This is a genomic window from Nitrosomonas sp. Is35 (assembly GCF_033063295.1).
In the GTDB taxonomy this organism is placed as follows: domain Bacteria; phylum Pseudomonadota; class Gammaproteobacteria; order Burkholderiales; family Nitrosomonadaceae; genus Nitrosomonas.
On record NZ_JAWJZH010000001.1, the window covers coordinates 2235753 to 2249431 of the forward strand.

Annotated in this window: 13 protein-coding genes; 3 read left to right on the forward strand and 10 right to left on the reverse strand. The window is 50.5% G+C overall.

Annotated features, from left to right (window positions below):
- Nucleotide 1: 1 nt before the first annotated feature.
- Genes bioC through bioB form a run of 4 tightly spaced genes read right to left on the reverse strand, consistent with a single transcriptional unit; the run spans nucleotide 2 to nucleotide 3745 of the window.
- Nucleotides 2-880, reverse strand: coding sequence for a malonyl-ACP O-methyltransferase BioC (gene bioC / locus R2083_RS10600; RefSeq protein ID WP_317531235.1), 879 nt, complete (start codon nucleotides 878-880; stop codon nucleotides 2-4).
- On the reverse strand, nucleotides 858-1628 hold the full coding sequence (bioH, locus tag R2083_RS10605) for a pimeloyl-ACP methyl ester esterase BioH (protein WP_317538424.1): 771 nt from the start codon (nucleotides 1626-1628) through the stop codon (nucleotides 858-860). Before bioH ends, bioC begins: the two co-directional genes overlap by 23 nt.
- Nucleotides 1625-2788 carry an 8-amino-7-oxononanoate synthase gene (gene bioF / locus R2083_RS10610; RefSeq protein ID WP_317538425.1) on the reverse strand — a complete coding sequence of 388 codons (1164 nt, stop codon included), beginning with the start codon at nucleotides 2786-2788 and terminating at the stop codon, nucleotides 1625-1627. Before bioF ends, bioH begins: the two co-directional genes overlap by 4 nt.
- A complete protein-coding gene (bioB, locus tag R2083_RS10615; protein ID WP_317538998.1) occupies nucleotides 2789-3745 on the reverse strand; it encodes a biotin synthase BioB in 957 nt (318 codons plus the stop codon).
- Between the two features lie 181 nt (nucleotides 3746-3926).
- Between bioB and R2083_RS10620 the strand changes: the two genes are divergently transcribed.
- Nucleotides 3927-4625: a ComF family protein gene (locus tag R2083_RS10620; protein WP_317538426.1), complete on the forward strand. Its 699-nt coding sequence runs from the start codon at nucleotides 3927-3929 to the stop codon at nucleotides 4623-4625.
- Between the two features lie 21 nt (nucleotides 4626-4646).
- Nucleotides 4647-5111, forward strand: a complete 465-nt coding sequence (trmL, locus tag R2083_RS10625; protein ID WP_317538427.1) for a tRNA (uridine(34)/cytosine(34)/5-carboxymethylaminomethyluridine(34)-2'-O)-methyltransferase TrmL — start codon at nucleotides 4647-4649, stop codon at nucleotides 5109-5111.
- Between the two features lie 7 nt (nucleotides 5112-5118).
- Here trmL and R2083_RS10630 read toward each other — a convergent pair whose 3' ends face one another.
- The 5 genes from R2083_RS10630 to R2083_RS10650 are packed head-to-tail and all read right to left on the reverse strand — an operon-like array spanning nucleotide 5119 to nucleotide 10083.
- Nucleotides 5119-7218, reverse strand: coding sequence for a type IV pilus secretin PilQ family protein (locus tag R2083_RS10630; RefSeq protein ID WP_317538428.1), 2100 nt, complete (start codon nucleotides 7216-7218; stop codon nucleotides 5119-5121).
- Between the two features lie 28 nt (nucleotides 7219-7246).
- The gene (locus R2083_RS10635; protein ID WP_317531241.1) at nucleotides 7247-7768 is read right to left on the reverse strand and encodes a pilus assembly protein PilP; all 522 of its coding nucleotides are present in this window, start codon (nucleotides 7766-7768) and stop codon (nucleotides 7247-7249) included.
- Nucleotides 7769-8383, reverse strand: a complete 615-nt coding sequence (locus R2083_RS10640) for a type 4a pilus biogenesis protein PilO (protein ID WP_317531242.1) — start codon at nucleotides 8381-8383, stop codon at nucleotides 7769-7771.
- Between the two features lie 9 nt (nucleotides 8384-8392).
- Nucleotides 8393-8983 carry a PilN domain-containing protein gene (locus tag R2083_RS10645; RefSeq protein WP_317531243.1) on the reverse strand — a complete coding sequence of 197 codons (591 nt, stop codon included), beginning with the start codon at nucleotides 8981-8983 and terminating at the stop codon, nucleotides 8393-8395.
- Entirely contained in the window at nucleotides 8980-10083 is a 1104-nt protein-coding gene (locus tag R2083_RS10650) for a pilus assembly protein PilM (protein WP_317531244.1), read from the reverse strand. Before R2083_RS10650 ends, R2083_RS10645 begins: the two co-directional genes overlap by 4 nt.
- A gap of 216 nt (nucleotides 10084-10299) precedes the next feature.
- Here R2083_RS10650 and R2083_RS10655 point away from each other — a divergent pair, with 216 nt between their 5' ends.
- Nucleotides 10300-12618 (forward strand): penicillin-binding protein 1A, encoded by a 2319-nt coding sequence (locus R2083_RS10655; protein ID WP_317538429.1) that lies wholly within the window; start codon nucleotides 10300-10302, stop codon nucleotides 12616-12618.
- Between the two features lie 24 nt (nucleotides 12619-12642).
- Here the strand turns inward: R2083_RS10655 and hemB are convergent, their stop codons facing one another.
- Nucleotides 12643-13650 carry a porphobilinogen synthase gene (gene hemB / locus R2083_RS10660; protein ID WP_317538430.1) on the reverse strand — a complete coding sequence of 336 codons (1008 nt, stop codon included), beginning with the start codon at nucleotides 13648-13650 and terminating at the stop codon, nucleotides 12643-12645.
- Between the last annotated feature and the right edge of the window lie 29 nt (nucleotides 13651-13679).

The following is a 13679-nucleotide window of genomic DNA, read 5'->3' on the forward strand; positions in this document are numbered from 1 at the left end:
ATTAAGGCGGCAATCCCAATTGCCGCCGCGTTTCCGGTGTCAGGATCGAACGCGGGTCGAACGGCTTCCAGGCATGGCCGTACACCACTTCAAACGTGGCCGGTAACTTACCGTCGCGGCGCAGCGTTTCGTATTCGCCGATGACTTGCTGCCACTTATTTTTTCCCATCAATCCCTGCCGCCGTCCCTGGATGACGTTGTGCGCACCGATGGCTTTGAGGTCGCGCATCACGCTGATCACATCGTCGTACGTCAAGGTGATGTATTCCATGTCCATCACCGGCGTGGAGAAGCGGTTGTTGACCAGCAGATCGCCGATGTCGTGCATGTCGGCAAAGCGGTTGACGTGGTTATAGCCGTCGATCTTCGCAAACGCCTGGCGCAGTTCCTTCAAGGTATCCGGACCGAAGGTACTGAACATCAGCAATCCATCGGCGCGCAGAATGCGGTGCATTTCGGCAAAGGTGCGATCCAGGTCGTTGCACCATTGCAGCGCAAGGTTCGACCAGATCAGTCCGACGCTTTCGTTTTTGAACGGCAGTTGCTCGATATCGCCGCACACGTAATCGCTGCGCTGCTGCAACGGCAGCAAACGTTGCCACCAGGCGGTGTTGGGGCGCGCGTGCGTGAGCATCGCCCAGGCAATATCGACCGCAATCAATTGGCTGTTGGGATATCGTTTGACCAGTTGCTGGCTGCCGTAACCGGTACCGCTGCCCGCGTCGAGAACCACATCGGGCTTATATTTGATGTATTCCAAGCGCGCCAGCATGCGGTTGCTGATTTCGCGTTGCAGCACCGCCGCTTGGTCGTAACTGGCCGAGGCGCGTTCAAACGCGGCACGCAGTTGTTTCTTGTCAAGAATTTGTCCGGAATGCATTGAGATGAGCCACAAATTGTTCGGGGTAAGATAAAAACGGCGCGTGGCCGCAGTGCGCAAACATCACCTGCTGCGATTGCGGCAATTGCCGGTGCATCCAATCGGCCGCTGCCGGGTGGGTAATCACATCGTTTTCACCATGCACGATTAAAACCGGTTGTTTGATGGTTACGATGCGTTCGCGTAAATCGCTGTGCTGCAAAATCCGCAAGCCTTTTTCCAATGCATCGGGATCGGGCTCGCCACGCTGGAAAAAACTTTTACGCAATTGCGATAGAATCTTGCTGGCATCGCGATCGCCGCTCATTTGCAATGTCAGAAAGCGATTGATCGTGGTGGAGTAATTGAGTTTCAAGTTTTCCAGAAACAATTGCAGCAATTTGCGCTCCATGCCCCATTCCCAGTCGTCGCGTTTGGCAAAACACGGTGTGGTCGAGATCAGCGCCAGCTTATCGACACGCTGCGGCTCGCGCACCGCCAATTCCATCGCCACTTGCCCGCCCAGCGACCAGCCACCGAGCATACAGCGTTCCGGTAACATTCCGGCTACCATGCCGACCAAATGATCCAACGTCCCGGGCTCGCTCGCGGGACTCAAACCATGTCCGGGCAAATCGACCAGATGCACACGGAACCGTTGTGCTAATTCATCGCGAACACTGCCCCAAATGCCGCTATGCATCGCCCAACCGTGCAGCAACACGAGATCAGGACCCTGCCCCAGGGTTTCGATATGCAATGACGTCATGACGGCGCCAAATCGTGCAAAGCCCGGACAAGGCGCTGAATATCGTCCGGCTGATGTGTGGCGGATAAGGAAATGCGCAGGCGGGCCGTACCCTGTGGCACTGTCGGCGGACGAATGGCCGGAACCAGTATGCCGCGCTCACGCAATCCTTGGCTGATGCGCACGGCTTCAACGCTATCACCGATCAGCAAAGGCTGAATCGGTGTCATGGAAGGCAACAGTTTCCAAGGTGACGTCTGCAAACCCTGTTTCAATTGCGCAATATTACGCTGCAGCGCCTCGCGCCGCCATTCATCCTGTTCGATCAAACGCACACTGGTCAACAATGCGTGCGCCAGCAACGGCGGTGTGGCGGTGGTGTAAATATAGCTGCGTGCCGATTGAATCAGGGTTTCGATCACTTCCGGCTGTGCCGCGACGAATGCGCCGAATACACCGGCCGCTTTGCCGAGTGTCGCCATGTAAACGAGATTCGGCGAATGGGAATGCGCATTTTTCGACAAAAATAAGCTGCCGCGCCCCTGCTCGCCCAGTACGCCAAAACCATGCGCATCGTCCAATAACAGCCATGCATGGTAGCGTTCGCACAATGCGATCAATCGCCGGACCGGTGCGATATCCCCTTCCATACTGAACACGGCGTCGGAAATGACCAGCTTGCGCCGCGCTTGGACTGTGGCCAGACGTTGTTCCAGCGCGGCTAGATCACAATGCGGATAGCGGATGAATTGCGCGCGCGACAGTAAAGCCGCGTCGTTCAGCGAGGCATGGTTCAGTTTGTCGGCGAAAACCGCATCTTCGCGCCCGGCTAACGCCGTGACCATGCCGATATTGGCCATATAGCCGGTGGAAAACAATAACGCTTGCGGGAATCCGGTAAATGCCGCCAGCGCGGCTTCGAGATCATGATGCGCGGCGCTATGACCGTTGACCAAGTGTGAGGCGCCCGCGCCAACGCCGTATAGACGGGCGCCGTCACAAGCCGATGCGATCAGTTCCGGGTGGTTGGCAAGTCCCAGGTAATCGTTGCTGCTGAACGCCAGATAATCGCACCCATCAATCGTGATATGGCTTGCTTGCGAGGAATCGGCGATTTGCCGGGTGCGCCGCAGACCTTTTTGTTCACGTATGCGCAGTTGCTCAGCCAGATCTGCAAACATCTACGACAGCGCGTGCAGCCCCAGCTTATCCAATAACATGCGGTCGCGATCGGTTTCGGGATTGCCGGTCGTCAACAATTTGTCGCCGTAGAAAATGGAATTGGCACCGGCCAGGAAGCACAGCGCTTGAATCGCATCGGACATTTCTTGCCGTCCTGCGGACAACCGCACCATCGCTTTCGGCATGGTGATCCGCGCCGCGGCGATGGTGCGTACGAATTCGAGCGGATCGAGCGCTTCCGTACCGTACAGCGGCGTACCCTTGACTTGTACCAGATGATTGATCGGCACCGATTCCGGATATGGATTCAGATTGGCCAATTGCGCGATCAATCCAGCGCGCGAACGGCGCGTCTCGCCCATGCCGACAATGCCGCCGCAACACACGTTGATACCGGCTTCACGCACTTCCTGCAAGGTATTCAAACGATCCTCATACTGCCGCGTGGTGATGATTTCTTCATAAAATTCCGGCGCGGTATCGAGGTTGTGGTTGTAATAATCCAAACCGGCTTCACCGAGTTGCTGCGCCTGCCCCGGTTTCAATAAACCCAGCGTGGCACAGGTTTCCATGCCCAGCGATTTGACTGCGCGCACCATCTCGGTCATTTTCTCGATATCGCGCTGTTTCGGGCCACGCCAGGCAGCTCCCATACAGAAGCGCGACGCGCCTTTGGCTTTTGCGGCAGACGCGGCAGAGACCACTTCGTTCAGCGACAGCAGGTCCTGATTCTCAACGCCGGTGTGATAACGCGCCGCTTGCGGGCAATAACCGCAATCTTCCGGGCAGCCGCCGGTTTTTACGGAAATCAGTGTCGATAATTGCACGCCATTGGCGTCGTGATATTGCCGGTGCACGCTTTGCGCGCGATAGATCAGATCGTTGAACGGCGCATTCAGCAATGATTCAATATCCGCTACGCTCCAGTGCGCCGAGTCTTGCGATTTTCCGGTCATCCCGCCCAGATCGTTTTGTGTTTCGTTGCTTGTCAGTGAATCCAAGTTCATATCAATTTACCTATTGTGCTGTTTAAATGCTGCAGCGATCGCGCCCATTGCCGATAGCCTTAGAAACCCAGTATTGTATTCATGCGGGTTATTTTACCACCGCCGATTTTTAAACAATGGATTAAATGCGATGCCGATCTGGATCCGGAAAAATTGTCTGCTATGCGGCACCGCCAGCGCTCAGGATTTCTGCGCAGCGTGTTACCGCGATTTACCGCAATTGCCCGATCACCATTGTCCTGTTTGCCTACGGCCGGTACCGGCGGGGGAAATCTGCGGCGCTTGCTTGAAAAAGCCGCCCGCATTCACGCGCACGATTGCAGCGCTGCGCTATACTTTTCCTGCCGATGCACTGATCCATGCATTAAAATATCAAACCAATCTGGCGATCGCACCGGTTCTTGCCCATCTGTTCATTGCCCGGTTAGAGGCGGTAGAAACGATGCCTGATGTCATCGTGCCGATGCCGCTGCACCCGATCCGGCTACGCGAGCGTGGCTTTAATCAAGCGATGGAAATCGCCCGTTACATCGCCAAGCAAACCAGCATTACCCTGCTGCCGGATGGTTGCAGCCGCATCAAACATACGCTGCCGCAAGCCGGGTTGCCGTGGAAGGAGCGGCCGAAAAATATCCGTAAGGCTTTTAGCTGTACAATGGATTTATCCGGCAAGCATGTGGCGGTGGTTGACGATGTCATGACAACCGGCGCGACACTCAACGAACTGGCCAAAGTATTGCAACGGCAGGGTGCTACTGAAATCAGCAATTGGGTGATTGCCAGAGCCTTGCCGGAAATAAAGCAAACCGGTCCTTTGACTTCATTCTAATCAACACACTTTGATAGCCGTATGTTTCATATCGTTTTGCATCAACCTGAAATTCCACCCAATACGGGTAATATCATCCGCCTGTGCGCCAATACCGGCACACAACTGCATTTGGTCAAGCCACTCGGTTTCCCGCTGCAGGATAAGCAATTGATTCGCGCCGGTCTGGACTACCATGAATTTGCTTCGATCAAAGTCCATGAAGACTGGACCGAGTGCAATCAGCATCTGCAAGGACAGCGCCTGTTTGCGATCACTACGAAGGGAAAACAGCGCTACGACACAATAGCGTATACCGCCGGGGATGTTTTTCTGTTTGGTTCGGAAAGCTGCGGCTTGCCGGCTCACATCATGGAAACTTTTCCGGAGCAACAACGCATCCGGGTGCCGATGGTGGCAACCAGCCGCAGTCTGAATCTATCCAACGCCGTCGCCATTGTGGTTTATGAAGCATGGCGGCAAATTGGATTTCCGTCGGGACAATAACCGGCAATTACTGAAGATTGAGATTTTCGCTCAAGATGCGCGGCGTTACAAAAATCAGCAATTCACGTTTATTATCGACTTTAGTGGTATTACGGAAAACGTAGCCCAGTACCGGGATATCGCCCAGCATCGGCACTTTGTTCACCACTTCGTTTTCAGTGCGATCAAAAATACCGCCAATCACCACCGTTCCACCGTTTTCTACCAGAACCTTGGTCGTGACCTGCTTGGTATTGATCGGCGGCGGCAAAAACTGGTTGATTGCAGTACCGATCTTGTCCTGATTGACATTGAGCTCCATGTCGATCTGGCCATTATAGGTAATCAGCGGTTTCACTTTTAACCGCAGCGTAGCGTCCATGAAACGGATACTGGTGGCACCGCTGCTGGTCGCCTGTTGATACGGCACCCGGTCCCCTTGTTCGATAATTGCTTCCACACCGTGCGCGGTCACAACGCGTGGACTCGCAATAACCCGTCCTTTCTGATCAGTTTCCAGCGCGGACAGTTCCAAATTAATGAGGCGGTTATTGTTAATCTTTAACAAACTCAATCCTAGAGCTGCAGGTCCACCTAGCAATCCGGTCGCAGCTGCCGCGGGCAAATTAACATTCAGATTGCTCCCCCCTCCCGCTGAACCGCCGCCAGCTAAAGCACTCGAATCGTTCAAATTGCCCGAGATCCCAAGCCCCTGACTTCCCAGATTGGTTGAATTCTGAATCCCGAAACGGGCTCCCAGATTACGGCTAAATAAGTCTGTTGCTTCCACAATACGGGCTTCGATCATGACTTGTCTTTCAAAAATATCCAGTTTCTGAATACGTTTCTTAATTTCATCCAATCTAGCCGGAATATCGGTAACGGTAATCGTATTGCTGATTTCATCCACATTGATCGTGCCGCGTTTGCTGAGCATGCTTTCAAACGACATGGAATTAACCCTGCGGTGATTCAAGCGGAAAATCTCCGAACGCAGCGGTTCCATATCGGCGATTTGCATCTTCGCTTCCACATCAAGCAATTCCCTGTCCGCCATTTCCTTTCGCGGTGCGACAAAAATGACGTTGCCGGTCTTACGTTTATCCAGACCTTGCGCCTGCAACACGATGTCGAGCGCATGATCCCACGGAACATCTTTCAACCGCAGCGTGAGATTGCCCGCAACGGAATCGCTGGCAATGATATTCAGATTGGTAAAATCAGCAATGACTTGCAGAACCGCGCGCACTTCCACGTCCTGAAAATTAAGCGACAGTCTTTCCCCAGTATATCCGCCGTTGGCCCGCTGCTTCTTTGCAATTTCTTCTTCATCTTCGCTCAATGCGCGGATTTCCAGAACAAACCGGGTACCGGTTTGCCGCGCCGAATGTTCCCAGCGCCCGCCGGATTTCACATGCATCCGGACGTTATTACCTTTCTTCGATGCTTCGATGGTTTGCACGGGAGTGGCAAAATCGACCACGTCGTAGCGTTTTTTCAAGCTACCGGGCAGCAATGTATCGACAAACTCGACGAATACATCATCGCCTTGGGTTTGCACATCAACACTCGCACCCGACTTTGTCATATCCACTTCAATCCGGCCTTCCCCCTTTGTGCCACGGCGGAAATCGATATCTTGCAAACTGTTCATATGCTGATTGGGCATTTCTTCCGCAAACCGGATGACGGTGGCGGTTGCCGGGTTCTCTGGTACGCTCACGAGCCGGACAAAAAGAATGTTCTCCTGTGCACGGATGTCGTGCCGCATGAGCCTTGCCAGATTCATCACCAGCCGGGTGCGATCCCCAACTTGCACAATATTGACGCTGCGTAAGTCACCCTCGGCAGCTTCTTGCACATTTCTGCCCAAACCATTGGCGACCTGATGAAAATCGAAATAAATGCGATGCGGGTTATCTAATGCAACTCCCGCCGGGAGAACGGAAAGCGGTTGATCTAAGGCAAGTTTGACGATGACCTCGCCATTCAGAAAAGTGGAAATATCGATGGAACGGATACTATTGGGCGGTGTTTCCGCAGTTATCGTTTGTTGCGCAAAAATTGCCGTCGCAAAACAAATCAACAGTGCTGCTAATACGATGTTGAGACCATATCTTTTCATCATTATTGGTAGCTTTAGGGTTGTTTTATTTCTAATTTTTCAGCATGAGTGTACTCGTTTTCTCAGTCCATTCATTCGCTCCATCCTGCACAATCTCCAATAGTTTAACTTCTGATTCCGAAATATGGTTAATTTTTCCGAAATTTTGTCCTAAATAATTACCGGCTTTCACGCGGTACAGTGTGCCATCCGGGGATTTAATCAGGGCGAAAATCATATCATGTTGCTGCAATGTTCCAACCATCAATAAATTTTCCAGCGGAAAGGATTCCAAAACCTCCTTGCGCCTGGTTAAATCAGGCTGAATTCCACTGGCAACTGCCTGCACTTGACCATTTTTACGGGGTACGAAGGGGCTGGGAATGTCGAAAGCTTGATAAGTAAAATATTGATGCGGTTTAATTTCGGGAAGCGGATCGACCTGACCTTTCAAGCCTTCGCCAGAGCTTTGAATAAAAGCTTCCAGATCGCTATAGTCATTTTGACTGCAAGCAGTCATTGTCACCAAAGCTATTGCAAGTAATACTAACAGGCATAGGTTTCTTATCATCATTCATTTACCCTTAGCTTGCTTGGCTATTTCATCTTCATCCAAATAACGGTAGGTCTTTGCAATCGCATCCAATACCAATTTTCCATCGGTACCTGGAGCAATCGTAATGTCATTGAGCGTGACAATTCGCGGCAATCGCGCGATATCGCTAGCAAAAGCGCCAATATCATGATAACCGCCTGTGACCCGGATCGAAACCGGCAGTTCGGCATAAAATGCGTTGATCGTTTCCTTCTCGGCCGGTTTAAATAGTTCAAATTGCAATCCGCGGCCTAAGCCTGCCTGATTGATATCGACCAGCAACGCTTCCATTTCGGATTTATCCGGCAGTTGCTTCAACATGGCACTCAGCGATTGCTCTATTTCTTCCAGCTGCGCGCGTAATGCCGGTAAGTTAACCGCGCTTCTTTTTTTAAGAAGATAAGTATTTTTTAATGTTTCTTCCTCAGCTTGGATTTTCTCCAACGTTTCGGTCTGATCTTGCCACACCAGGAAATGACCGGCTATCACGATGACAACGAATAAAATGACCAGAGCAGCTATTTTAAATGCTACCGGCCAGCTCCCTGCTTGATTGATATCAAGCTGACGCAATTCAATAAGCAAATCATTCATACCTTAGCCTTACAATTTTCCAGCGGGATTGGCTGGTGAATTCTGCACATCGTCAATCGATGTCCTTCTGAGCTTGATTCTCATATTGAATTCGTTCTGACGGATGTTATTAACTGTTATCGCCTTAATTTCTACCAGTAGTGGGGATTCCAGCCAGGGCGATGATTCAAGATTACGCATCAGCATGGACACCCAGGCATTGGATTGCGCATATCCGATAAGCGTAATAATCTGATCGTTCTGCTTCACACTTTGCAGATACACGCCATCGGGAAGCAGTCTTACCAGTTGATCCAGCAAGTGCACCACTTCAGAGCGGCTGTTCTGCAAGGTTTCCACCACCAGTTTGCGCGACAGCAGCTCCTGAGTTTGCGTTTTGATATTTCTGATTTCAGCAATTTCTGTATCCAGTACAGCGATCCGGCTCTGCAAATACTGATTACGGGCATTTTGATTTTCTATTTCGTCGTCGATCATCGCATAAACACTCCAGACAGCCGCAATCCCCAGAAAACCGGCCACACCGGCCAGAATCGCGATTTGTTGTTGCTGTGCTTTGCGCTTCAGTTCACGGTGAGGCAGCAGATTGATGCGGATCATGATGGATCAAAGCTCCGCAAAGCCAGACCGCAGGCGATCAAAAGAGAAGGTGCATCTTGGTTTAGTTGCCGCGAAATGATTCGGCTTGATAATTCCATATTTGCAAAAGGATTCACAACAATCGTACTGACCTGCGTCCGTGCGGCAATGATGGCATCCAATCCGGGTATGACAGCGCATCCTCCCGCTATAAAAATATAATTTACTTCAGTATATTGCGTTGAAGTGTAAAAGAACTGAATGGCGCGCATCACTTCAATCGCCAGGGTCTCGCAAAACGGTTGCAAGACTTCCGCTTGGTAATTTCCCGGCAGACTCCCGCCGCGCTTGGCAGCCTCCGATTCTTCCAGTGACAGATTAAATTGATTGTGAATTTCCTGTGTCAGTTGATCGCCGCCGAAGTGCTGGTCGCGCGTATAGAGTGATTCATCATTCAATAGCACATTGACCTTCATGACAGTCGCGCCAATATCAACCAGCGCAATCACTTGATCTTTTCCGCCGCCCGGTAATTGACGCAACGTTAATTCAAATGCTGCCTGTGCCGCATAAGGTTCAACATCCACGATCACTGTCTTCATACCGGCTGCAAGCGCGGCAGCCACACGATCCTCTACTTTTTCCTTACGCGAAGCCGCAATCAGGACTTCGACTTCTTCCGGGTTATCCGGAACGGATCGGGTTACTTGAAAATCCAGATCCACTTCATCCAGCGGAAAAGGAATGTATTGACTGGCTTCATTCTCTACTTGAAAAACCAGGTCTTCCTCGCGTTGCCCGGCTGGCACTACAATTTTCTTGGTAATCACATCCGTCGCGGGCAGTGCGAGCGCCACATTCTTTTGCCGCGTTCCCATCCGCTTCCAGCCGCGCCGCAGGCTTTCGGTCACTGCTTCCATATTGGCAATTCCACCGTCCTGCATGGCGTCAGCCGGCAAGGATTCTATGACATAGCGTTCGATGCGGTAAGCTTGATTGTCTCTGCCAATCATCGATAACTCAACCATCTTCACGGATGAGGAACTGATGTCCACTCCGATCAATGGTGGCGACTTCAGCTTTAAGAAGTCTAAATTGATAGCAAAATTTCCCTTGAACATTGGCCTGTTAGAAGCGATACTCGCGCATTATAAATTACCCTGTTAAAGCTGAATATAGGTAAACTACTACCCATTATCAAGATAAATCCAAGTTTATTCAGCAAATTAAAAAGCCGGTGTTGATTCTGACAGAATTCGAAAAATCCTATTCAAAGAAAAACAGTAGATATACCCCCTATAATTTTGTATTTTAACCGTTTCATCATTTAATTATTCATGTTTGCTCGCTGGTTGTACTATCTTTTTGTCACATTATCCGCATTAGGTTTGATCGGCGTGCTACTGGCAGGTTTTGCCGGACTGGTCATTTACTCCAATCTGCCATCACTGGATACACTGACGGACTACCGCCCGAAAATACCTTTACGCATATACAGTGAAGAAGGTCAGATGATCGGTGAGTTTGGCGCGGAACGGAGAAACGTCGTCAGTATCTCTGAAGTGCCGGAGCATCTGAAACAGGCCATTCTTGCGGCGGAAGATGATCGCTTTTACGAACATGGCGGGGTCGATTATTTGGGTGTATTGCGTGCGGCTTATTCCAATTTCTCCGCGGGCAGTGTCCGCCAAGGCGCCAGTACGATCACCATGCAAGTCGCCCGGAATTTTTTTCTGACCAGGGAAAAGACACTAACCCGGAAACTCAGCGAAGCGCTACTGGCATTTAAGATTGAACACAGCCTCAGCAAAGACAAAATCCTAGAATTGTATGTGAATCAAATTTACCTCGGGCATCGCAGTTATGGTTTTGCAGCGGCGGCACATACCTACTTCGGTAAGTCATTACAAGAGATCAATATCGTAGAAGCCGCCATGCTGGCCGGATTGCCCAAGGCGCCTTCCAGTTATAACCCGATCAGTAATCCTAAGCGGGCTAAAAGCCGGCAATTGTACGTATTGGGCCGGCTCCATAAACTCAATTACATTTCCAGTAACGAATTGAGTGAATTGGAAAAACAACCCGTTCCCGTGAAGAAGCAATCGTCTGCCTTCGCCATGCGTGCCGAGTATGTGGCAGAAATGGTCCGCCAGGTCATCTATGATCGATATCAGGAAGAAACCTACGATAAAGGGATCAAGGTCTATACCACGCTGCGGCAGCTGGATCAGGAAGCCGCTTATCAGGCGCTCCGTAAAAATGTGATCGAGTACGACAAACGCCGCGGTTATCGCGGTCCAGAGGCTTATATCGATCTGATGAAATATGGCGGTAATCAAGAAAAAACACTGGACGATGCGCTGGATGAAATCAACGATAGCGATGATATTTATGCCGCTGTTGTCATAGCGGCTAAACCGAATTCTGTCCAGGCTTATAAAAAGGGTGGAGAGTTCATTGAAATCACCGGCGATGGACTAAAATTCGCACAGAAATTTTTGGCGGAGAAAAAAGATCCCGGTAAAAAATACATTACCCCCGGTGCATTAATCCGTGTGCAAAAAAATCAGAAGAATGTCTGGCATATCGTTCAACTACCGGAAATAGAAGCGGCGCTTGTTTCTATCGACCCTAATGATGGCGCTATCCGTGCATTGATCGGTGGATTTGATTTCTATAAAAACCAATTCAATCATGTCACACAGGCATGGCGGCAGCCGGGCTCCAGTTTCAAACCTTTCATTTATTCGGCTGCACTGGAGAAAGGTTTCACGCCAGCCACCATTATCAACGATGCCCCGCTCTCGTTCAGCGCAGCCCAGACTGGCAGTCAGCTATGGGAACCGAAAAATTTCGATGGAAAATTTGAAGGGCCGATGCGCATGCGCACCGCGTTAACCAAATCAAAGAATCTTGTGTCGATCCGGATCTTGCAGGCGATCGGCATACAGTACGCACAAGATTACATTACGCGATTCGGTTTCGATGCCAGCCGTCATCCGCCCTACTTACCGATGGCACTCGGTTCGGGTTCCGTCACACCGATGCAAATGGCCGCCGGATATGCAGTTTTTGCCAATGGCGGTTTTCGCATTGCACCTTATTTCATCAAGAAAATCGAAGATGAAAAAGGCAACACCATCGAACAATTCCAACCTGTCTCGGTCACCAATGGCGCAAAACGTGTGATCGATCCGCGTAATGCCTTTCTCATGACCAGCATGATGCAAGATGTTGTGAGTCAGGGTACGGCAGTCAAAGCCAAACAACTGGGACGCACCGATCTCGCGGGAAAAACTGGTACGACCAGTAATTTTATCGACGCTTGGTTTTGCGGTTTTCAAAAAGACCTGGTAACCATTGCCTGGACTGGATATGACGAGCCTAAATCGATGGGAAACAATGAAACCGGCGGGCGCGTCGCATTACCGATTTGGATGGATTACATGGGGCCTGTGTTGAAAGGCGTCGCCATGGCAGAATACAAACCGCCCAATGGCGTCGTTGCCGCGAGAATTAATTCAGCCACCGGATTCAGGGAATCCGGCGGAGATATGACCGAGTATTTCCTTAGTGAACAGCTCCCGCCGCTGAATGAAAATCCGGTTGAATATACACCGAAAGTTACCCGGGATTTACAAGATCAGCTGTTCTAACTTTATACTCTATTATTTTATCGCTTATTGTCTCTTCTTGAGCCAACTTGCGGCTTCTATGGCGTAATACGTTAATATTCCGTCCGCACCGGCACGTTTGAATGAAAGCAATGATTCCAGCACACAGGCCTCTTCATCTAACCATCCGTTAATCGCGGCAGCTTTAAGCATCGCATACTCGCCGCTCACCTGGTATACAAAAGTGGGCGCACCGAATTGATCCTTCACACGACGCACGATATCAAGATAAGGCATACCAGGCTTAATCATCACCATATCCGCCCCCTCGTTCAAATCCAACCCAACTTCCCATAAAGCTTCATCCGAGTTTGCCGGATCCATCTGATAAGTGTATTTATTCCCCGCGCCGAGATTCGCTGCTGACCCAACCGCGTCGCGAAATGGTCCATAAAAACTCGATGCATACTTCGCGGAATACGCCAATATGCGGGTATGAATAAACTGCTGACTATCCAAACTATTCCGGATCGCCGCGATGCGCCCATCCATCATGTCGGAAGGCGCGACAACATCAGCACCTGCTTGTGCATGCACCAGCGCTTGCTGGCGCAGAACATCCACGGTTTCATCGTTCATAACGTAACCGTGCTGATCAATAAGACCGTCTTGACCATGACTGGTATACGGGTCAAGCGCAATATCCGTAATGATCCCTAGCTCGGGAAAATTCTGCTTCAGTTGCTGCACTACCCTAGGCACCAATCCATCGGGATTGTAAGCTTCACTCGCAGTCAGATTCTTAAATTCAGCGTCAATCACCGGAAAAATAGCCAATGCGGGAATGCCAAGCCGTAAACAGTTTTCCGCTTGTGCCATTAAAAGATCCAAACTTTGCCTGACAATCCCAGGCATTGATTTCACATCTTCGCTGCGATTCTTCCCATCCAAAACAAATACCGGATAAATCAAATCATCAGCGCGGAGATGATTTTCTTGCATGAGACGGCGGGAAAATTCATCACGACGCATGCGTCGCATTCTTTTTTGCGGAAATTGGCTATAAAAAGACATAAATAAAAATTAGGAAAAATAATACGATA